Consider the following 19,421-nt stretch of genomic DNA (forward strand, 5'->3'; position numbering starts at 1 on the left):
ACTCCCTTACCCTGTTAAGGAAGTGCAGTCCTGCCCGTTTCGTGGGCCTGCTCCCGGTTGCCGGGTCCGGCCGCCGCGGGGCCGGGGTGAGGAGGTGTCCCTCGTGGACGTCGACGCCGGACACGGCGCCGCCCTCGGGGGCGCGCTTCCGACCCAGCCGGGTGACCTGCCACTGACCCGCCGCCTGCGTTCGCTGCTGGCCTGGCCCACCACCGACACCGAGCCGGTCGGTCCGCTGGTCCGCGCGCACCGGTCGATCCACTCCGGCGCCGATCCGTCGGTGCTGCGCCGGGCGTACACGATCGCCGAAACCATGCACCGGGGCCAGTTCCGCAAGAGCGGCGAGCCCTACATCACCCACCCTCTGGCGGTCGCCCAGATCTGCGCCGACCTCGGCATGGACACCATCACCCTGGTCGCGGCGCTGCTGCACGACACCGTGGAGGACACGCGCTACACCCTCCAGGCGCTCGCCGACGACTTCGGGCGCGAGGTCGCCCACCTGGTCGACGGGGTGACGAAGTTCGACAAGGCGTTCTACGGCCAGGCCGCCGAGGCCGAGACGATCCGCAAGATGATCATCGCGGCCGGCAAGGACGTCCGGGTGCTCATCATCAAGCTGGCGGACCGCCTGCACAACATGCGCACCCTGGGCGTCCGCTCGGCCGCGTCCCGGGAGCGCATCGCCCGCAAGACCCAGGAGGTGCTCGTCCCGCTCTGCGACCGGCTGGGCATCCAGACCCTCAAGCGCGAGCTGGACGACGTCGTGCTGCTGCACCTCGAGCCGGACGAGCACGCCCGCATCGCCCGGCACGTGCACGACCGGCCGGGCTGGGACGCGTACCTGGCGGAGGTCGTGGCCCGGGCGAAGTCCGCCCTGCGCCACAGCCGGGTGACCGCCGAGGTGACGCCCCGGCCGCGGCACCTCTACTCGATCTGGAAGGACACCGTGGCCGGCGGCCACGCCACCCCGTACGACCTGCCCCGCATCGCGGTCGTCGTGGACGGTCCGGCCACCGACTGCTACGCGGCGCTGGGGGCGATCCACGGCACGTGGCGCCCGGTGCCGGGCCGGTTCAAGGACTACATCGCGTCCCCGAAGAACAACCTCTACCGGTCCCTGCACACCAGCGTCTGCGGCCCGAAGGACCGCACGGTCGAGGTGCTGATCCGCACCGAGGAGATGCACCGCTCCGCCGAGTACGGCATCGCCGCCAGCTACCGCTTCCCCCGGGCCGGGGCCAGCGCCGCCATGCGCGCCGAGCAGCTGGACTGGCTGCGCCGGGTGCTGGACTGGGAGCAGGAGACCGCCGACCCCGCCCAGTTCCTGGAGTCGCTGCGCAGCGATCTCGCCGAGGCGCAGATCCAGGTCTTCGCCGACGGGCGCCAGGTGGTGCTGCCCGCCGGCGCGACGCCGGTCGACCTCGCGTACGAGCTGGGCACCGAGCGGGGCGACCACTGCCTGGCCGCCCGGATCAACGGCCGGCTCGCCCCGCTCTCCTCCTGTCTGGAGGACGGCGACGTGGTGGAGATCTTCACCGAGACCGACGACCCGGCGAACGGCCTCGACACCGCCCCCCGGGGCCCGCGTAAGGAATGGCTGGGCTTCGTCAAGTCGCCGCAGGCGCAGATGCAGATCAACCGGTGGTTCGCCGACCACACCGAGCCCGGGATCTCCATCACCGACAAGGTCCGGCTCGGCCGGGCCACGATCGGGCTGGCCCTGCGCAAGCACGACCGGGGGCTCGCCAGCGACCTGCCCCTGCTGCGGCTCTCCGAGGAGCTGGGCTACCCCGACCTGGAGACGTTGCTCGTCGCGGTCTTCGACCGCGTCATCGAGCCGGACGCGGTGGTCCAGCAGCTCATCGACCTGGTCGACCATCGGCAGTGACCGGTCCGCCCCGGGCCGTCCGAACGTTCCTCGTCCGCACTAGCCTGGACGGATGATCCCCCGTTCGCGCGTCACCGGACGTGCCGTCGCGTACCAGGTCTTCTACCGGCTGCCGCTGCCGGTGCGGCGACGCCTGGTCCGGCTGGCCGTGCCGAAGTACATCGTCGGCGCGGTCACCCTGGTCCGGGACGCCGAGGCCGACGGTGCCGGCCGGCTGCTCCTGCTGCGGCAGCCGCCCGGCAACGGCTGGACGCTGCCGGCGGGGCTGCTGCAGCGGCGGGAGGCACCGGTGGTCGGCGCGGCCCGGGAACTGTACGAGGAGACCGGCATCCGGTTGTCCCCCCGCGACCTTCGCCCGGCCGTGCCGAACGCGATCGTCCACGACAAGGGGTGGGTGGACGTGGTGTTCACCGTCGAGGTGCCGGCCTCGACCACGGCCCTGAAGGTCGACGGCGCGGAGGTTTTCGAGGCCGCCTGGCACCCGCTGGACGATCTGCCGCGGCTGACCTGGCCGACGGCACGCCTCCTGGGTTACTACGACATCGGGCCGCTGGCGGGCCGGTTCCCGCCGCCGGTGCCGGACGTCCGGCCGTGAAGAAGCTGAGCGGGTCTTCGCTCGCGACTGCGAAACTCGCCGGCCCGGCTCATTCCTCGCGCTCGCTGGACGGCCTGTGCGCGGTGGTCCTCGCCGCCGGCGAGGGCACCCGGCTGCGCCCGCTGACCGACCGGGTGCCCAAGGCGCTCTGCCCGGTGGGGAACGTCCCGCTGCTGGATCGGGCGCTGGCTCGCCTCGCCGGCCTCGGCCTGGCCGGGCCCGACCGGGTGGCGGTCAACGCCAGCTACCTGGCCGGGCAGGTGGTGAGCCACGTCGGCGACCGGGCCCACCTGTCGGTGGAGCCCGACGGCCCGCTCGGCACCGCCGGTGGGGTGGCGAAGCTGCGGGACTGGATCGGCGGGCGGGGGGTGCTGGTGGGCAACGCCGACGCGTACCTCGACGACCCGGACCGTCCGCCCGGGCCGGACATCGCCGCGTTGCCGCGCGACTGGGACGGCGAGACCGTGCGCCTGCTCGGCCAGCCGGCCGCGGACCCGGCCGCGCCCGGCACGTTCGACGGTCACGCCTTCACCGGGTTCTCCCTGCTGCCGTGGCGGTGGGTCCGCGACCTGCCGGTCCGGTTCGGCGACCTCGTCCGGGCCGTGTGGCGGCCCGCCGAGGCGGCCGGCGCGCTGACCGTCGTCCGGTACCCGGGCACGTTCTACGACACCGGCACGCCCGGCGACTACCTCGCCGCCAACCTGCACGCCGCGGGCGGTGGCACGCTGGTCGACCCGACCGCCTCGGTGACCGGCCGCTGCCGGCAGGCGGTCGTCGGGGCCGGCGCGGTGGTGCGCGGCGATCTCAGCCGCGCCGTGGTCTGGCCGGGCGCCACCGTACGCGCCGGCGAGCACCTGCGGGACGCGATCCGCGCCGGCGACGATCTCACCGTCGGAGTCGACCGGCCGGCGTACGGGACTAGCATGAGCGGCGACGCCGACGAACGGAGAAATGCCCCGTGATCACCGCGATCGTGCTGATCGACTGCGCCACCGACTCCATCCCCGAGGTGGCCGAGGCCCTGGCCGCCCTGCCCGGCGTCAGCGAGGTCTACTCGGTCGCCGGGCACGTCGACCTGATCGCGATGGTCCGGGTCCGCGAGTTCGAGCAGATCGCGCAGGTCATCGCCGGAAGCATCTCGAAGGTGCCGGGCGTGCTCGACACGGAGTCGCACATCGCGTTCCGCGCGTACTCCCAGCACGACCTGGAGGAGACCTTCGCGATCGGCCTCGCCAACGCCGACTGACACCGCCGCCGGACGACCCTCGGCGCGCACGCGGCCGGCCCACCCCGAGGTGGACCGGCCGTCGTGTCACCCGTCCGGCGTCAGCTCACGCCCGGAGCCGGCGTCTCGGTGGTGCCACCGCCCGGGGCCGGCGATTCGGTGGTGCCGCCCGGAGCCGGGGTCTCGGTGGTGGTGCCGGGACCCGGCGTGGTCGCGCCCGGGCTCGGCGTACCGGTGCCGCTGGCCTGCGGAACCGGGATGCCCAGCTGCTCGGCGAGCTGGACCAGTTCGTCGTAGTGCGTCTGCAGCACCGGCAGCGCGGTCTGCGCCAGCTGGATCACCGTCTGCTCGGAGCCCTGCGAGATCTCCGTCTGGGTCGCCTGGATGGCCTGGACGTGGCCGGCCAGCTGGCTGGTCACCCAGAGCCGGTCGAACTCCTCGCCGCTGGCGTTGTTCAGCTGGTCGATCACGTCCTGCTGGTCCGCGGTCGGCTCGCTCGGCAGGTCGACGTTCAGCTGGCTGGCGGTGTCCTGGACCGACTGGTCGAACTGGGTGTGATCCGTCTTGAACATCTCACCCAGGTTCTTGACCTGCTCGTTCTGGCCCTTCTGCTGGGCCAGCTCACCGGTGGTGATCTCGAACAGGTTCACCTGGTGGATCGCCTGCAGGTACTGGGTGTCCTGCTGTGACGGCTGCACCGCGGCCTGGGCGGCCGCGGCGGGTGCGATACCCACCAGCACCAGTGCGGCCAGCAGGCCCAGACGTTTGATTCCCAACATGCTTCCCCCCCTTGAGACGTTGGACCGCACGGATACCCGGCTGGCCGGGGTTATTCCTCCGTCGTCACCCGTCCCGGAAGCGCCCGTGGCGCCCGCCGGATGCTCCGGCGGGCGCCACGCGAGGGTGCAGGGGGTCAGCGGCGTTCGCCGCTGCCGATCTCCTCCCGTTCGGCGCGGGCCTCGACCGGCGGGTGCCCCGGCGAGACCGGCGCCTCGGCCGGCTTCTCGATCGGGTAGAAGAAGCCCCGGATCGCCGGGCCGAGGGCGCCGAGCCGGTTCATCTTCTTCGGGACGACCCAGCCGGCGTACTCCAGCTCGCCGTGGCCGTCGTGGTCGGCGGCGCTGAGCGGCTGGTGGACCTCGATGAACCGGCCGTCCGGCAGCCGCCGGATGATGCCGGTCTCGACGCCGTGGGCGAGAACCTCCCGGTCGTGCTGCTGGAGGCCCAGGCAGATCCGGTAGGTGACGTAGTACGCGATCGGCGGAAGGATCAGCAGACCGATCCGGCCGATCCAGGTCATCGCGTTGAGGCTGATGTGGAACTTCTCGGCGATGACGTCGTTCGCCCCGGAGAAGGTCAGCACCAGGAAGAAGGCGATCGCCATGGCGCCCAGGCCGGTGCGGGCCGGGACGTCCCGGGGCCGCTGGAGCAGGTTGTGGCTCCGGTAGTCCTTGAGGCGCCGGGCCTCGAGGAACGGGTAGAGCGTCGACAACGCGACCAGGATGCCGGGCAGGACGACCGTGGGCCAGAACAGCGGTGGGATCACGTACCCGTCGCCGATCGGAATGTTGATCTCCCAGGCGGGCATCAGCCGGGTGGAGCCGTCGAGGAACATGACGTACCAGTCCGGCTGGCTGGCGGCCGAGACCACCCACGCCTCGTACGGGCCGAACAGCCAGACCGGGTTGATCTGGAACAGACCGGCCATCAGCGCGATCACGCCGAAGACGACCATGAAGAAGCCGCCCTGCTTCAGCGCGTACCGCGGGAACATCCGCTCGCCGACCACGTTGCCGTTGGTCCGGCCGGGGCCGGGCCACTGGGTGTGCTTCTGCTTGAAGACCAGGCCCAGGTGGACGCTGATCAGGGCCACCAGCAGAGCCGGGACGAGCAGCACGTGGGCGATGTAGAAGCGACTCATGATGATCGTGCCGGGGAACTCCCCGTCGAACACCGCCGCGGTGACCCAGGAGCCGATCACCGGGATCGACAGCATGATCGCCGAGGCGATCCGCAGGCCGGTGCCGGAGAGGCCGTCATCCGGCAGCGAGTAGCCGGTGAAGCCGGCCAGGAAGCCCACCCAGAACAGCAGCGAGCCGATGATCCAGTTGGTCTCGCGCGGCTTGCGGAACGCGCCGGTGAAGAAGACGCGCAGCATGTGCACCACGATGGCGGCCATGAACAGCAGGGCCGACCAGTGGTGCATCTGCCGCATGATCAGACCACCGCGGACATCGAAGGAGATGTCCAGGGTGGAGGCGTACGCGGCCGACATCGGCGTGCCCCGCAGCGGGGCGTAGCTGCCGTCGTAGACCACCTCGGTCATCGCCGGCTCGAAGAAGAAGGTGAGGAAGACACCGGTCAGCAGCAGGACGATGAACGCGAAGAGCGCGATCTCGCCGAGCAGGAAGGACCAGTGGTCCGGGAAGACCTTGTTCAGCAGCCGGCGCAGCGGGGTGGCCACCTGGAAACGGTCGTCCACCCCCCGGGCGATGTTGCCCGGGACGGCTGCCCTGTCAAACTTACGCCGCTTCACGGCCGCTCCCAGAAGTCGGGCCCGACGGTCTCGGTGTAGTCGGACTTGGCGACGAAGTAGCCCTCGGCGTCGACCTCGATCGGCAGCTGGGGCAGCCGCCGGCTGGCCGGGCCGAAGATGGGCTTCGCGTTGTCGGTGATGAGGAACTGCGACTGGTGGCACGGGCAGAGCAGCCGGTTGGTCTGCTGCTCGTACAGGCTGGCGGGGCAGCCGGCGTGCGTGCAGATCTTCGAGTAGGCCGCGTAGTTGCCCCACATGTAGTCGCCGTGGCCCTGCCGCTCGTTGTTGCGGCGCGACATCTGCGCGTCCTCGTCACGCAGGTGGATCAGCAGCGTCGGCGAGTCGGCGTGCCGGTTGCTCACCCCGTGGTCGATGCCGGGGAACACGGTGATCTGGCCGCCGGCGCTGACGTCGGCCGGCCGGATCGGCCGCCCGTCCTCGCGGACCAGGCGGATCTTGGTGCCGTCCTCGGCCGGCGCGAAGCCGGTCCGGAACATCTGGTTGTCCTTGTGGGGATCGGAGATCAGGCCACCCACCAGCGGCGCCGCGGCCACCGCGCCGACCGGCGCGAGACCGGCCAGCAGCGAGATGCCGAGCAGCGGACGGCGCTTCACGCCCAGCTCGTCGGCCATGTAGAGCATGGTCTGACCGGTGACGGTGCGCTCGTCCTCGCTGACCGCGCCCTCGTGCCGGTCCTGGATCGAGACCTCCTTCGGCAGCAGCTTCTTGCCCCAGGTGAGGATGCCGAAGCCGATGCCGAGCAGGGCGATGCCCAGGGTGACGCCGAGCAGCGGCGTGTACAGCTTGTCGCCACCGCGGCCGGGAGCGTACTCCCACGGCCACCAGATGTAGATCGCCAGGAAGGCGGTGGCGGCGAGGCCGGTGAGCAGGAAGAACGACGCCACCGTACGGGTCATCCGCCGCTCGGCCTTGCTGCCCGGGACGAACTGCGGCTCGTAGTGGACGATCTCGATGTCGTCCCGGCGCGCGCCCTCGCGGACGATGTCGAAGCGGCTCAGCCGCGGGTCGTTCACGTCGAGCGGCTCCCGGCCCTGCTGGGCCTGGTGCTCGGTGTGGGTGGTCATGCGGTCACCTCGCTACGGTCGGCGTCGGCACACGACACCAGCGCACTGTCACTCACCATTCGCCCGGTCACGACTTGCCCGCAATCCACAGGCTGGTGAAGACCAGCGCGACGATGCCCACCAGGAAGATCGCCAGGCCCTCGGTCGAGGGACCGTAGCGGCCGAGGTTGAAGCCGCCCGGGTCCCCGCTGTTGTTGAGCGTCTCCTGGATGTAGGCGATGAGGTCCGCCTTCTGCTCCGGCGTGATCTGGTTGTCGCCGAAGACCGGCATGTTCTGCGGGCCGCTCAGCATGGCCGCGTAGATCTGGCGGTCGGTCGCCGGGCGCAGGCTCGGCGCGTACTTGCCCGAGGAGAGGGCACCGCCGCCGCCACCGAAGGCGTGGCACTGCGAGCAGTTGATCCGGAACAGCTCACCACCGGCGGCGATGTTCCCGCCCTCGTGCAGGTCCTCGCCCGCCGGCACCTCCGGGCCGCCACCGAGCTCCTGGATGTACTGGGCGAGCTGGCGGGTCTCCTCCTCGGTGAAGAGCTCCGGCTTGCGCTGCGCCTGGGCCTCCTGACGGGCCATCGGCATGCGGCCGGTGCTCACCTGGAACTCGACGGAGGCGGCGCCGACGCCGATCAGGCTCGGACCGCGCCCCTCGACACCCTGCGCGTTGCGACCGTGGCAGGTCACACAGCTCACGTCGAACAGCGCCTTGCCCTCCGCGGCGGCGCCGGACAGCGGCGGGTCGTCCTGCGCCTGCACGCCGGGGGCGAAGACGGTGTAGGCGCCGCCGGCCAGCATGAGCGCGGCCAGCAGGCGGACCGCGGCACCCAGCCGGCGACGGCCCCTGCTGCGCGCTGCGGGCCGCTCGCGCAGCCGCGCGAGCAGACCGCGTCGGCGGTCGTTGTCAGAAGTCATGACCTGTGTCCTTAACCGGTTGGACCTTGCCTGAGGGAGACGGAGCAGCGGCGCGGTTCGTGACGCGCCAAGATCACTGGAGCCAGTAGATCATGGCGTACAGCGCGATCCACACCACGTCCACGAAGTGCCAGTAGTACGACACCACGATCGCCGAGGTCGCCTGGGCCGGCGTGAACCGCCCCATGGTGGTGCGGATCATGAAGATGACGAAGGCGATCAGACCGCCGGTCACGTGCAGGCCGTGGAAGCCGGTGGTCAGGTAGAACATCGACCCGTAGCCGTCACCGTTGATCTTGATGCCCTCGTGCACCAGCTCCCGGTACTCGTTCAGCTGGCCGAGCACGAAGATCAGGCCCATCACGAAGGTGATCGTGAACCAGCGCCGCAGCGCGTGCACGTCACCCCGCTCGGCGGCGAACACGCCGATCTGGCAGGTCACCGAGGAGAGCACCAGAATCGTCGTGAACACCGTCGCGTACGGGATGTTCAGGACCGGGGTGTGCTCCGCCCACTGCTCCGGCGCCGCCGCGCGGATGGAGAAGTACATCGCGAACAGCGCCGCGAAGAACATGAGTTCACTGGAGAGCCACACGATCGTCCCGACGCTGACCATGTTGGGTCGGGTCAGGGAGTGGATCCGGCTCTTGTCAATCGCTGGGGCCGCAGTCACGGGCTCATTATTGCCCTTGACCGGGGCCGGCGATCACCGGGGTGCCAAACCGGCGCCCAGGGCAGCCCGATCGGGGAGGTCCGGTTCGCCTGACCTAGGCTGAAAAGCGTGCTGCACGTCGATCCGATCTTCACCGCGACCTCGGTCGCCGCACCGACGGTGACCGCGGCCACCCAGCCACCGTTCACCATCACCTCGGTGTTCACCGAGACCCGGCTGGACAACTGGCTCGCCGTCGGCCTGGTGCTCGCCGCCGGGCTCTACCTCTACGGGGTGCACCGGCTCCGGGCCCGCGGCGACCGCTGGCCGGTCGCCCGGACGGTCTTCTTCCTCGGCCCGGGCCTCGGCGGCATCGCGGCCGTGACGGTCACCGGGCTGGGCGCGTACGACACCACGCTGCTGTCGGTGCACATGGTCCAGCACATGGTGCTGTCCATGGTCTCGCCGATCTTCCTGGCGCTCGGCGCGCCGGTGACGCTGGCCCTGCGCACGCTGCCGCCGCGCCCGCGCAAGCGGCTGCTGGCGATCGTGCACAGCCGGATCGCCCGGCTCTACAGCTACCCGCTGGTCGCCTTCGCGATCTTCGTGGTCAACCCGTTCGCGCTCTACTTCACCGACCTGTACCGCTACACCCTCGAGCACGTGTGGGCGCACGAGCTGGTGCACGCCCACTTCATCCTGACCGGCTGCGTGTTCTTCTGGCCGCTGCTCGGCCTCGACCCGCTGCCCGGCCGCTGGCCGTACCCGGGTCGGGCCCTGCTGATGCTGCTCTCCGTGCCGTTCCACACCGTGCTCGGGCTGACCATCATGCAGTCGAGCACCCTCTTCGGCGGCGACTGGTACCCCTCGCTGAACCTCACCTGGGCCGACCCGTGGCAGGACCAGGTGGTCGCCGGCGGCATCCTGTGGGCGGGCGGTGAGTTCGTCAGCGTGACCATGCTGGCCGTGCTGGTCGTGCAGTGGATGCGGCAGTCCGAGCGGGAGGCCCGCCGGATCGACCGCGAGCTGGACCGCCAGGAGGCCCGCCAGCGCGCCGCGGAGACGGCGGGCTGAGCCACCCCGGCGGTACGCCCACCGCCCCGCGTAGCCTTTCTCACACCGACCGGTACGATCGGCGGGCAGCTACGAGGTGGGAGCCAGTAAAGCGATGAGCGATCGTCTGTGCACCGTCCTGCTCTACAGTGACGACCCGGAGGTCCGCGACCGGATGCGGCTCGCCGTCGGCACCCGGCCCGCGCCCGGCCTGCAGATCGAGTTCGTCGAGGCGTCGGCCTACGACGAGTGCGTCCGGCTGGTCGACGACTACGAGATCGACCTCCTGCTCCTCGACGGTGAGGCCAACCCGGGGGGCGGCATCGGCATCGCCCGCCAGATCAAGGACGACTTCGCGGACCCGCCGCCGACCTGCGTGGTGATCGCCCGCGCCGCCGACCGATGGCTCGCCGCGTACGCCGAGGTCGACGCCACCCTGGAGCACCCGCTCGACCCGGTGACCACCGGCACGACGGTGGCCGAGCTGCTGCGGGCGCACGCCCCCGCCTGAGGTCCCCGCTCCGGCACCGCCTCGGCGCCGGATCCACCGGCGCCGGTTCCCCCATCCACTGGACCCGCTCGGGAGGCCCACCATGGGCGATCGGACCTGGCCGCACCTGCTCGCCACGCTGCTGCGCGGCGCGGAACTCTCCACCGCCGACACCTCCTGGGCCATGGGCGAGATCATGTCCGGCTCGGCGGCCCCGGCGCAGATCGCCGCCTTCGTCGTCGCCCTGCGGGCCAAGGGCGAGACGCCGGCCGAGGTGTCCGGCCTGGTGGAGGCGATGCTGCGGCACGCCGTCCCGGTCCAGCTGCCCGAGGAGCTGCGGGCGACCGCGGTGGACGTGGTGGGCACCGGCGGTGACCTCGCGCACACCGTGAACATCTCCACCATGGCCTCGCTGGTGGTCGCCGGCGCCGGCGTGCGCGTCGTCAAGCACGGCAACCGCGCCGCCTCTTCCTCCTGCGGCACGGCGGACGTCCTGGAGTTCCTCGGGCTCCCGCTCGACCTGGGCCCGGAGGGGGTGGCCACCTGCGTCGCCGAGGCCGGCATCGGCTTCTGCTTCGCCGCCCGGTTCCATCCGGGCATGCGGCACGCGGGGCCGGTCCGCCGCGAGATGGGCGTGCCGACCGCGTTCAACTTCCTCGGCCCGCTCACCAACCCGGCCCGGCCCCGGGCCGGCGCCGTCGGCTGCTTCGACGCCCGGATGGCGCCGGTGATGGCCGCCGTCTTCGCCGCCCGCGGCGACTCGGTGCTCGTCGTCCGCGGCGAGGACGGGCTGGACGAGTTCACCACGGCCGCGCCGACCCGGGTCTGGGTGGCGCAGGGCGGTACGGTCCGGGAGGCGGTGCTGGACGCGGCCGACCTCGGCGTGCCCCGGGCCACCCTCGCCGACCTGCGCGGCGGCGACGCGGCGTACAACGCCGACGTGGTACGCCGCCTGCTGGCCGGTGAGAAGGGGCCGGTGCGGGACGCCGTCCTGGTCAACGCGGCCGCCGCGCTGGCCACCCAGGGGCCGCTGGACGGGGATCTGACCGGTGCGCTGCGCGCCGGCCTGGACCGGGCCGCCGAGTCGATCGACTCCGGCGCCGCCGCCCGCATCCTGGACCGCTGGATCGAGGTCGCCCGCGCCGCCCGCCCGGTCGGCTGACCGGGCCGCAGGCACCCGCGGCGGGCCGGGCTCGGCCCGGTCGAGCGTCCGGGCGCGGCAGCGCGGGTGGCGTGCGGGAGAGTGTCGGACGGGCGTGGAAAACTACATGCGAGTAGTTCTCCGCCCCGTCGGCGTCCGACGGAGCCGCACCGAGAGGAGCCGCCCGTGTCGACCCGCGACCTGCACTGCGACGTCTGCCAGGGCGTGCGGCCGTTCGAGGCCCCGCCCTGTGCCGACGGGCACGGCGCCGACTGCCCCGAGCTGATCTGCACCGGCTGTGGCGCGGCCGTGCTCATCGCCACCTTCGCCTTCCGCGCCCCACGCCTGGCCGCCCGCCGACGCCAGCCGGCCACCCTGCACCGCCACGCCGCCTGACGGCACCTCAGCGCACCGGCTCCCCTGGTCCCCTCGACCTCGCGGATGTCGGGCGGTCCGCGCACGGCTGGACGACCCGGAACGCCGGGCCCGGAGCCGCCCCAACGCGGCCCGGGCCCGGAACGCCGAAGCCCGCCTCCCGGTCGGGGAGGCGGGCTTCGGCGTCGGTTACGGGTGCCGGTTCAGTGCTCGGCGGTGCGCCGGGTGCCGCTGTAGTACTCGAACAGCAGGCCGCAGGCGGTGAGGATGACCGCCACCGCGCCGACGCCCATCAGCCAGTACTGCCAGAACGCCAGGCCGAGGCCCGCGATGGTGGCGGACAGCGCGATGCCGATCGGCCAGTAGCTGCCCGGGCTGAAGAAGCCGACCTCGCCCGCGCCGTCGGCGATCTCGGCGTCCGGCCGGTCCTCCGGCCGCAGGTCGATGCGCCGGGACACGAACCAGAAGAAGCCACCGCACATCGCGCAGAGCAGGAAGCTCAGCAGCAGGGCCACGGTGCCGACCCACTCGACGTTGCCGCCGTCGGCGTAGGTCCACGAGGCGTAGAGGACCGTGGCGAAGAGCAGGAACCCGGCGATGGCGAGGAAGATGCGCCACTCGGTCTTCATCGGTGCCCCCTCAGTTGCCCGCGCCGGCGGACGCGTTGTCCTGGTTGAAGTTCGCCTGGGTGCGCCGCGTCTCGAACGGGCGGGTGGTCGTCGCGAACGGCTTCTCGCCGATGGCGGTCAGCGCCTCCTGGGTCGACCGGCCCTCACGCTTGGCGGCGAGGAACCGGTCGTACTTCTCCGGCGTGACGACCCGCAACTCGAAGTTCATGAAGGCGTGGTAGCTGCCGCACAGCTCGGCGCAGCGGCCCACGTACGCGCCCTCGGACTCGAACTTGGAGACCTCGAAGACGTTGCGGACCTTGCCCGGGAAGACGTCCCGCTTGAACAGCATCTCCGGCACCCAGAAGGAGTGCACGACGTCGCGGCTGGTCTCCTCGAAGCGGATGGACCGGTCGGTCGGCAGCACGAGGACCGGGATGACCTCGCTGGTGCCGAGCACCGAGGCGACCGTGTTGGCCTCCGGGCCCTGCCCGTCGCGGTAGTTGAACTGCCAGTTCCACTTGAAGGCGACGACCTCGACGGTCACGTCGGGGTTCTTCGTCGTCTTCACCACGTCCGTCTGCACGACCGCCGTGTAGTAGAAGAGCACGGAGACGATCAGGATCGGCGCGATGGTGTAGAGGAACTCCATCGGCAGGTTGTAGCGGGTCTGCACCGGCAGCTCGTTGCCCCGCTTCCGGTAGCGCACCACGCACCAGAAGATGAGCCCCCAGACGAACACGCCGACCGCGAGCGCGGCGATGCACGACGCGATCCACAGGTCGTACATCCGGTGCGCCTCGGGCGTGATGCCACCCTGCGGCCAACCGAACCCGCCGAACGCGGCGCCGACGTCGCAGCCCGTGAGCAGGAGCAGCAGCGCCGCTCCGCCGAAACCGAGCCCGGCGACCCGACCGGCGCCCCGACCCCGGCGCCCACCGGCTCCCGGGGAAGCGCTGCGCCGCACGGCCGTCGGCCGTACCTCCGAACTCCTTGCGACCACCTGGTCCTGCCTCCCTAGCGCGCCGCGGTGCGTCCTGCCCCTCCCGCCCGGGGGCGGATCGGCAGCACCGGCGGCAAAGGCGTCACCGACGGTCGCAGATTACTCGACCATGACGGGCTGGGCCGCCGTGGGGTCACTGTCCGCCCCCATCGGGGCGATCGCGGCCCAACGACGCGATAGCGTGGGCCACCGTGAGCGCGAGGAGTGAGCCGGGCCGGCGAGCCCCGCAGCCGCGAACAAAGGCGGCACCGTGAGCGCGAGGAGTGAGCCGGGCCGGCGAGCCCCGCAGCCGCGAACAAAGGCGGCACCGTGAGCGCTTCCCCGGTCTACCTGGACGCGGCGTCGGCCGCGCCGCTGCATCCGGTCGCCCGGCAGGCGCTGCTGGCCGCGCTGGACGACGGTTGGGCCGACCCGGCCCGGCTGTACACGCAGGCCCGCCGGGCACGCCAGCTGCTCGACGCCGCGCGGGACGCCGCCGCGGCGACGCTCGGCGTCCGGCCGGACGAGCTCTCCTTCACCCCCAGCGGTACGAGCGCGGCGCACTCGGCCGTCCTCGGCGGGCTCGCCGGGCGCCGCCGGGCCGGGGCCGGCCTGGTGCACTCCGCGATCGAGCACTCGGCGGTGTTGCACGCGGCCGGGAAGCACGTGGCCGCGGGCGGTTCGGCGACGTCCGTCCCGGTGGACCGGCTCGGCCGGGTCGACCTCGACGCCTGGTCGGCGGCGGTCGCCGCGCCGGGGGTGGCGCTCGCCGCGCTGATCGCGGCGAGCCACGAGGTCGGCACCGTGCAGCCGGTCGCCGAGGCCGCCGCCGCCTGCGCCCGGGCCGGTGTGCCGCTGTACGTGGACGCGGCCCAGGTGGTGGGCCGGGTGCCGCTGCCGGCGGGCTGGTCGGTGCTGAGCGCTAGCGCGCACAAGTGGGGCGGGCCGCCCGGCGTCGGGCTGCTGGTCGTCCGCAAGGGCACCCGCTGGGAGTCGCCGTGGCCGGCGGACGATCGCGAGTCGGGGCGTACCCCGGGGGTGGTGAACCTGCCCGCGGTGGTGGCTGCGGCGGCGAGCCTGCGCGCGGCGGCGGCCGACGCGGCCGCGGAGGCGGCGCGGCTCGCGCCGCTGGTGGACCGGATCCGGGCCCGGGTGGCGGCGGACGTGCCGGACGTCGAGGTGGTCGGCGACCCGGTTCACCGGCTGCCCCACCTGGTGACCTTCTCCTGCCTGTACGTGGACGGAGAGGCGCTGCTGCACGCGCTGGACCGGCGGGGCTTCGCCGTCTCGTCCGGCTCGTCGTGCACGTCGTCGACGCTGCGCCCGTCGCACGTGCTGGAGGCGATGGGGGTGCTGTCGCACGGCAACGTCCGGGTCTCGCTGCACCGGGAGACGACCGAGGCGGACGTCGAGCGGTTCCTCGCCGAGCTGCCGGGGATCGTGGCGGGGCTGCGTGCCGAGGCGGGGGTGGTGGGGCTGTGACGCTGCCGCAGGAGGTGCTCGACTGCCGGGGGCAGCGCTGCCCGCTGCCGGTCATCGCGGTGGCCCGGCGGCTGCCGGAGCTGCCGGTCGGCACGGTGGTCCGGGTCCTGGCCGACGACCCGGCGGCGGCGGTGGACATCCCGGCCTGGTGCCGGATGCGCGGCCAGGAGTTCCTGGGCCGCCTCGACGGCGAGGACGGCCCCGCCTACGACGTCCGCCGCCACCACTGACCGCGGCCCCGGAACTGAGGCTCCCCCGTGGTCAGGGCAGCAGGTGCGGCCGGACGTCCTCGGCGGCCTGGTCGCCGTACGACTCGGCCAGGCGCTTGACGAAGAGGTCGCGGCGGACCTGGTACTCCTGGGTGCCGACGGTCTCCAGCACCAGCGTGGCGAGCAGCGAGCCGACCTGGGCGGCCCGCTCGAGCCCGAGGCCCCAGGAGAGCGCGGTGAAGAAGCCGGCCCGGAAGCCGTCGCCCACCCCGGTCGGGTCGACCGCGCGGATCTCCCGGGCGATCGGCACGTGGATCGGGTCGATGTCGCGCCCGGCGATCTCCACACCCTGCTTGCCCAGCGTGGTGACCCGCACCTTGACCAGGTCGAGCAGCTGTTCGTCGCTGAGGCCGGCCTTGCTCTGCAGCAGCGACTTCTCGTAGTCGTTGGTCATCAGGTAGTCGGCGCCGTCGATCAGCGCGACGACGTCCTCGCCGGGCATCCGGGCCAGCTGCTGGGACGGGTCGGCCGCGAAGGCGTACCCCCGCTCCCGGCACTCGGCGGAGTGCCGCAGCATCGCTTCGGGGTCGTTGGCGCCGACCAGCACCAGGTCGAGGCCGTCCACGCGGTGGGCGACCGGCTCCAGCTCGATGTTGCGGGCCTCGCTCATCGCGCCGGCGTAGAAGGAGGCGATCTGGCACATGTCGGTGTCGGTGGTGCACACGAAACGGGCGGTGTGCGCCACCTCGCTGACGTGCACCGAGTCGCAGTCGACCCCGTGCCGTTCGAGCCAGGAGCGGTAGTCGGCGAAGTCGGCGCCGACCGCACCGACCAGGACCGGCCGCAGGCCGAGCTGGCCCATCCCGAAGGCGATGTTGGCGGCCACCCCGCCCCGGCGCAGCACGAGGTCGTCCACCAGGAACGAGAGGGACACCTTGTGCAGCTGGTCGGCGATGAACTGGTCGGCGAACCGGCCGGGGAAGCTCATCAGGTGGTCCGTCGCGATCGAACCGGTCACGGCGATCTTCATGTCAACCCTCGGGGTCGGGAAGCGGGGCGCGGTCAGCCTACCGGTCCGGTCAGCGGGGCATTACCGCTCGGTCGGGCGCCGTCCACCCCGCCGGACACCCGCAGAAACGCCGACGGGGCCGCTCCCTCGTCGAGGAGGGAGGCGGCCCCGCCGGCGGTACGGCTCAGCTGAACGAGTCGCCGCAGGCGCAGGAGTTGCCCGCGTTCGGGTTGTCGATCGTGAAGCCCTGGGCGTCGATCCGGTCGGCGAAGTCGATGGTGGCGCCGGTCAGGTAGGGGGCGCTCATCCGGTCGACAACGACCTCGACGCCGTCGTAGTCGGTGACGATGTCGCCGTCGAGCGACCGCTCGTCGAAGAAGAGCTGGTACCGCAGGCCGGAGCAGCCGCCCGGCTGCACCGCGACGCGGAGCCGCAGGTCGTCACGGCCCTCCTGCTCGATCAGAGCCTTGACCTTCTGCGCCGCGACGTCGGTGAGGACGACGGTCGTGGGGGCCTGGGCCTCGGTCGACTCGGTCTGCGCTGGCGTGGTCACGTGGAATTCTCCCTGCACGCGTACGGTGTGGTCGTCCTGGCCAACGTCACCTGTCGGTCAGCGATTCCCACTGTGGTCCGGTTTCCGATTGTAGGCCTCCCGGTGGCGGGTCACCCAGGTGACGCGGCCCGCACCGGCCCGGGTGGTCCCATCCGTCACCGGCTCCACTGCCGGGCCAGCCGGGCGGCCAGCGCCCGCAGCCCCTCGGCGGGCCGGCCCATGGCCGCCTCTACGCCGCCGCGTTCCTCCCCGCCGAAGTGCTCGACCAGGCTGTACGCCTCGGTGACGCCGGCCGCGGCGGCCTCCCGCCGGCCGGTACTGACCCGTCCGGCCAGCACCACGCAGGGCACCCCCCGGTCCCGGGCGGCGCCGGCCACCCCGGCGACCACCTTGCCGCGCAGCGACTGGTGGTCGAACGAGCCCTCGCCGGTGATCACCAGGTCGGCGGCGTCCAGCGCGCGGTCCAGGCCGATGGCGCGGGTGACCAGGCCGATGCCCGACTCGCACCGGCCGCCGAGGGCGAGGATCGCCGCGCCGAGTCCGCCGGCCGCGCCGCCGCCGGGCAGCGCGCCCAGGCCCGGCGGGCAGCCCGGCAGGTCCCGTTCCAGAACGGCGGCGAAGCGCTCCAGTGCCGCGTCGAGCAGCAGCACGTCGGCCCGGTCGGCGCCCTTCTGCGGGCCGAAGACGTTGCTCGCGCCGTGCAGCCCGAGTAGCGGGTTGTCCACGTCCGTGGCGGCCACCAGGCGGGCGTCGCGCAGCCGGGGCGCGCCGGCCAGCCCCGCGACGGCGGCCAGCGCCGCTCCCCCGTACGGCAGGGCCGTGCCCGCCTCGTCCAGCGGCGTCACGCCGAGCGCCGTGAACAGCCCGGCGCCCGCGTCGTTGGTGGCCGAGCCGCCGAGACCGATCACCACCTCGCGGGCGCCGTGCTCGACGGCGGCGGTGACCAGCAGCCCCAGACCGTACGAGGTGGTGCGTTTCGGGTCACGTTCGGCCGGGGCGAGCAGGTGCAGGCCGCACGCCTGGGCGCTCTCCACGTACGCGGTGCCGTCGGCGGTGACCAGGATCTCACCGGCCACCGGCCGGCCGAGCGGGTCGACGGTCGGCACCGGCACCCGGTGGGCGTCCACCGCGTCGGCGAGCACGTCCAGGAAACCGGGGCCGCCGTCGGCCAGCGGCCGGACGATCAGGTCGTCACCGCGGGCCACCTCCCGCCAGCCGGCCGCGACGGCGGTGGCCACGTCGGGGGCCGACAACGTGCCGGCGAACTTGTCGGGACACAGCAGCACGCGCATGCCGAGCAGTGTGGCAGCCCACACCGGTGGCGGCTGCGGCACGCCCGCGCTGTGGGACCATGGGGTACGTGACGTCGACCTGGGTAGAACCGTCCAACACCGCAACCGCACTGCTGCTGCTCGGTCGGGGCAGCGACCCGGCCGCCGAACGCGGCGTCGAGTGCCCGGGCGACCTGCCGGCGCCGAGCGACCCGGACCTGGTGGCCCGCGCGGCGACGGCGAAGGCGAAGCTGGGCAGCAAGGTGTTCGTGCTGGGCCACCACTACCAGCGGGACGAGGTGATCCAGTTCGCCGACGTGACCGGCGACTCGTTCAAGCTGGCCCGGGAGGCCGCGGCGCGGCCGGAGGCGGAGCACATCGTCTTCTGCGGCGTGCACTTCATGGCCGAGAGCGCCGACATCCTCACCTCCGACGCCCAGAAGGTGATCCTGCCCGACCTGGCCGCCGGCTGCTCGATGGCGGACATGGCGGTGCTGTCGCAGGTCGAGACGGCCTGGGACGTGCTGGCCGACCTCGGCCTGGCCGACCGCACCGTCCCGGTCACGTACATGAACTCCTCGGCGGACATCAAGGGCTTCGTGGGGCGCAACGGTGGCGTCGTCTGCACCTCGTCGAACGCGAAGCGGGCCCTGGAGTGGGCGTACCAGCGGGGCGAGAAGGTGCTCTTCCTCCCCGACCAGCACCTGGGCCGCAACACGGCGGTGCTGGAGATGGGCTTCTCGCTGGACGACTGCGTCCGGTACGACCCGCACAAGCCGAACGGTGGGCTCACCGCCGAGCAGCTGCGCGACGCGCGGATGATCCTCTGGCGCGGGCACTGCTCGGTGCACGGCCGCTTCACGCTGGACAGCGTCAACGACGTACGGCAGCGGGTCCCGGGCGTGAACGTGCTGGTGCACCCGGAGTGCCGGCACGAGGTGGTCCGGGCGGCCGACTTCGTGGGTTCGACGGAGTACATCATCCGGGCCATCGAGGGCGCGCCGGCCGGCTCGGCGTGGGCGGTCGGCACCGAGCTGAACCTGGTCCGCCGACTCGCGCTGGCCAATCCGGACAAGCAGGTCATGTTCCTCGACCGGGCGGTCTGCTACTGCTCGACGATGAACCGGATCGACCTGCCCCACCTGGTGTGGGCGCTCGAGGAGCTGGTCGCCGGGCGGGTCGTCAACCAGATCACGGTCGACGCCGACACCGCCCACCACGCCCGCGTGGCGCTGGACCAGATGCTCGCCCTTCCCGGCGTCTGATCACCCTCGGTAGCGGAGTTGGTACGGGAAAGTGCCGGATCACCGATAAATGCCCCGTAGGGCGAAGTGACCGGGTCCATTCTCGTCACGGAGGG

General features: G+C 72.5%; 21 protein-coding genes. 11 read left to right on the forward strand and 10 right to left on the reverse strand.

The annotated features are described in order from the left end of the window. The first annotated feature begins 103 nt into the window (after positions 1-103). The 4 genes from EV376_RS27615 to EV376_RS27630 all read left to right on the forward strand — a co-directional run bounded on the left by EV376_RS27615 (position 104) and on the right by EV376_RS27630 (position 3,732). Positions 104-1,891 (forward strand): RelA/SpoT family protein, encoded by a 1,788-nt coding sequence (locus EV376_RS27615; protein ID WP_130328899.1) that lies wholly within the window; start codon positions 104-106, stop codon positions 1,889-1,891. 52 nt (positions 1,892-1,943) lie between these two features. Then, positions 1,944-2,486 (forward strand): NUDIX domain-containing protein, encoded by a 543-nt coding sequence (locus EV376_RS27620; protein ID WP_130327994.1) that lies wholly within the window; start codon positions 1,944-1,946, stop codon positions 2,484-2,486. Between the two features lie 65 nt (positions 2,487-2,551). Further along, on the forward strand, positions 2,552-3,448 hold the full coding sequence (locus EV376_RS27625; protein WP_130328900.1) for a sugar phosphate nucleotidyltransferase: 897 nt from the start codon (positions 2,552-2,554) through the stop codon (positions 3,446-3,448). Further along, the gene (locus EV376_RS27630; protein WP_130327996.1) at positions 3,445-3,732 is read left to right on the forward strand and encodes an Lrp/AsnC ligand binding domain-containing protein; all 288 of its coding nucleotides are present in this window, start codon (positions 3,445-3,447) and stop codon (positions 3,730-3,732) included. Before EV376_RS27625 ends, EV376_RS27630 begins: the two co-directional genes overlap by 4 nt. A gap of 80 nt (positions 3,733-3,812) precedes the next feature. Here EV376_RS27630 and EV376_RS27635 read toward each other — a convergent pair whose 3' ends face one another. The 5 genes from EV376_RS27635 to ctaE all read right to left on the reverse strand — a co-directional run bounded on the left by EV376_RS27635 (position 3,813) and on the right by ctaE (position 8,909). Then, positions 3,813-4,490 carry a DUF4142 domain-containing protein gene (locus tag EV376_RS27635; RefSeq protein WP_130327998.1) on the reverse strand — a complete coding sequence of 226 codons (678 nt, stop codon included), beginning with the start codon at positions 4,488-4,490 and terminating at the stop codon, positions 3,813-3,815. A gap of 134 nt (positions 4,491-4,624) precedes the next feature. Then, positions 4,625-6,247, reverse strand: coding sequence for a cytochrome bc1 complex cytochrome b subunit (gene qcrB, locus EV376_RS27640; RefSeq protein ID WP_130328000.1), 1,623 nt, complete (start codon positions 6,245-6,247; stop codon positions 4,625-4,627). Then, positions 6,244-7,332, reverse strand: a complete 1,089-nt coding sequence (qcrA, locus tag EV376_RS27645) for a cytochrome bc1 complex Rieske iron-sulfur subunit (RefSeq protein WP_130328002.1) — start codon at positions 7,330-7,332, stop codon at positions 6,244-6,246. The genes qcrB and qcrA overlap by 4 nt, the downstream gene beginning before the upstream one ends. Positions 7,333-7,399: 67 nt before the next feature. After that, the gene (qcrC, locus tag EV376_RS27650) at positions 7,400-8,236 is read right to left on the reverse strand and encodes a cytochrome bc1 complex diheme cytochrome c subunit (protein ID WP_130328004.1); all 837 of its coding nucleotides are present in this window, start codon (positions 8,234-8,236) and stop codon (positions 7,400-7,402) included. A 73-nt stretch (positions 8,237-8,309) separates the two neighbouring features. Next, positions 8,310-8,909 (reverse strand): aa3-type cytochrome oxidase subunit III, encoded by a 600-nt coding sequence (ctaE, locus tag EV376_RS27655; protein WP_130328006.1) that lies wholly within the window; start codon positions 8,907-8,909, stop codon positions 8,310-8,312. A gap of 108 nt (positions 8,910-9,017) precedes the next feature. Between ctaE and EV376_RS27660 the strand changes: the two genes are divergently transcribed. The 4 genes from EV376_RS27660 to EV376_RS27675 all read left to right on the forward strand — a co-directional run bounded on the left by EV376_RS27660 (position 9,018) and on the right by EV376_RS27675 (position 11,968). Continuing rightward, positions 9,018-9,962, forward strand: coding sequence for a cytochrome c oxidase assembly protein (locus EV376_RS27660; RefSeq protein WP_130328008.1), 945 nt, complete (start codon positions 9,018-9,020; stop codon positions 9,960-9,962). Between the two features lie 94 nt (positions 9,963-10,056). Beyond that, positions 10,057-10,452: a hypothetical protein gene (locus tag EV376_RS27665; protein ID WP_130328010.1), complete on the forward strand. Its 396-nt coding sequence runs from the start codon at positions 10,057-10,059 to the stop codon at positions 10,450-10,452. An 82-nt stretch (positions 10,453-10,534) separates the two neighbouring features. Continuing rightward, positions 10,535-11,593, forward strand: a complete 1,059-nt coding sequence (gene trpD / locus EV376_RS27670; protein ID WP_130328012.1) for an anthranilate phosphoribosyltransferase — start codon at positions 10,535-10,537, stop codon at positions 11,591-11,593. A gap of 165 nt (positions 11,594-11,758) precedes the next feature. Continuing rightward, on the forward strand, positions 11,759-11,968 hold the full coding sequence (locus tag EV376_RS27675; protein WP_130328014.1) for a hypothetical protein: 210 nt from the start codon (positions 11,759-11,761) through the stop codon (positions 11,966-11,968). A gap of 182 nt (positions 11,969-12,150) precedes the next feature. Here the strand turns inward: EV376_RS27675 and EV376_RS27680 are convergent, their stop codons facing one another. Both EV376_RS27680 and ctaC read right to left on the reverse strand, forming a co-directional pair. After that, on the reverse strand, positions 12,151-12,576 hold the full coding sequence (locus EV376_RS27680; protein WP_130328016.1) for a cytochrome c oxidase subunit 4: 426 nt from the start codon (positions 12,574-12,576) through the stop codon (positions 12,151-12,153). 10 nt (positions 12,577-12,586) lie between these two features. Beyond that, the gene (gene ctaC, locus EV376_RS27685; protein ID WP_130328018.1) at positions 12,587-13,558 is read right to left on the reverse strand and encodes an aa3-type cytochrome oxidase subunit II; all 972 of its coding nucleotides are present in this window, start codon (positions 13,556-13,558) and stop codon (positions 12,587-12,589) included. Positions 13,559-13,867: 309 nt separating this feature from the next. Here ctaC and EV376_RS27690 point away from each other — a divergent pair, with 309 nt between their 5' ends. Both EV376_RS27690 and EV376_RS27695 read left to right on the forward strand, forming a co-directional pair. Continuing rightward, the gene (locus tag EV376_RS27690; RefSeq protein WP_130328020.1) at positions 13,868-15,019 is read left to right on the forward strand and encodes an aminotransferase class V-fold PLP-dependent enzyme; all 1,152 of its coding nucleotides are present in this window, start codon (positions 13,868-13,870) and stop codon (positions 15,017-15,019) included. Further along, a complete protein-coding gene (locus tag EV376_RS27695) occupies positions 15,016-15,249 on the forward strand; it encodes a sulfurtransferase TusA family protein (RefSeq protein WP_130328022.1) in 234 nt (77 codons plus the stop codon). Before EV376_RS27690 ends, EV376_RS27695 begins: the two co-directional genes overlap by 4 nt. A 31-nt stretch (positions 15,250-15,280) precedes the next feature. Here the strand turns inward: EV376_RS27695 and EV376_RS27700 are convergent, their stop codons facing one another. The 3 genes from EV376_RS27700 to EV376_RS27710 form a co-directional block, all read right to left on the reverse strand. Beyond that, positions 15,281-16,258, reverse strand: coding sequence for a carbohydrate kinase family protein (locus tag EV376_RS27700; protein WP_130328024.1), 978 nt, complete (start codon positions 16,256-16,258; stop codon positions 15,281-15,283). Positions 16,259-16,421: 163 nt separating this feature from the next. Further along, positions 16,422-16,790 (reverse strand): iron-sulfur cluster insertion protein ErpA, encoded by a 369-nt coding sequence (gene erpA, locus EV376_RS27705; RefSeq protein ID WP_130328026.1) that lies wholly within the window; start codon positions 16,788-16,790, stop codon positions 16,422-16,424. A 155-nt stretch (positions 16,791-16,945) separates the two neighbouring features. Further along, the gene (locus tag EV376_RS27710) at positions 16,946-18,082 is read right to left on the reverse strand and encodes a glycerate kinase family protein (RefSeq protein ID WP_130328028.1); all 1,137 of its coding nucleotides are present in this window, start codon (positions 18,080-18,082) and stop codon (positions 16,946-16,948) included. 68 nt (positions 18,083-18,150) lie between these two features. On the opposite strand from EV376_RS27710, the gene nadA reads away from it, so the two are divergent. Beyond that, a complete protein-coding gene (gene nadA / locus EV376_RS27715; protein ID WP_130328030.1) occupies positions 18,151-19,326 on the forward strand; it encodes a quinolinate synthase NadA in 1,176 nt (391 codons plus the stop codon). Positions 19,327-19,421 lie beyond the last annotated feature (95 nt).

This window comes from Micromonospora sp. CNZ295 (assembly GCF_004217535.1).

Bases quoted from the DNA above. Each gene is read 5' to 3' on its own strand.
- EV376_RS27620 (WP_130327994.1), top strand. From the start codon at position 1,944: ATGATCCCCCGTTCGCGCGTCACCGGACGTGCCGTCGCGTACCAGGTC.
- EV376_RS27635 (WP_130327998.1), bottom strand. From the start codon at position 4,490: ATGTTGGGAATCAAACGTCTGGGCCTGCTGGCCGCACTGGTGCTGGTG.
- qcrA (WP_130328002.1), bottom strand. From the start codon at position 7,332: ATGACCACCCACACCGAGCACCAGGCCCAGCAGGGCCGGGAGCCGCTC.
- qcrC (WP_130328004.1), bottom strand. From the start codon at position 8,236: ATGACTTCTGACAACGACCGCCGACGCGGTCTGCTCGCGCGGCTGCGC.
- EV376_RS27665 (WP_130328010.1), top strand. From the start codon at position 10,057: ATGAGCGATCGTCTGTGCACCGTCCTGCTCTACAGTGACGACCCGGAG.
- trpD (WP_130328012.1), top strand. From the start codon at position 10,535: ATGGGCGATCGGACCTGGCCGCACCTGCTCGCCACGCTGCTGCGCGGC.
- EV376_RS27680 (WP_130328016.1), bottom strand. From the start codon at position 12,576: ATGAAGACCGAGTGGCGCATCTTCCTCGCCATCGCCGGGTTCCTGCTC.
- EV376_RS27700 (WP_130328024.1), bottom strand. From the start codon at position 16,258: ATGAAGATCGCCGTGACCGGTTCGATCGCGACGGACCACCTGATGAGC.
- EV376_RS27710 (WP_130328028.1), bottom strand. From the start codon at position 18,082: ATGCGCGTGCTGCTGTGTCCCGACAAGTTCGCCGGCACGTTGTCGGCC.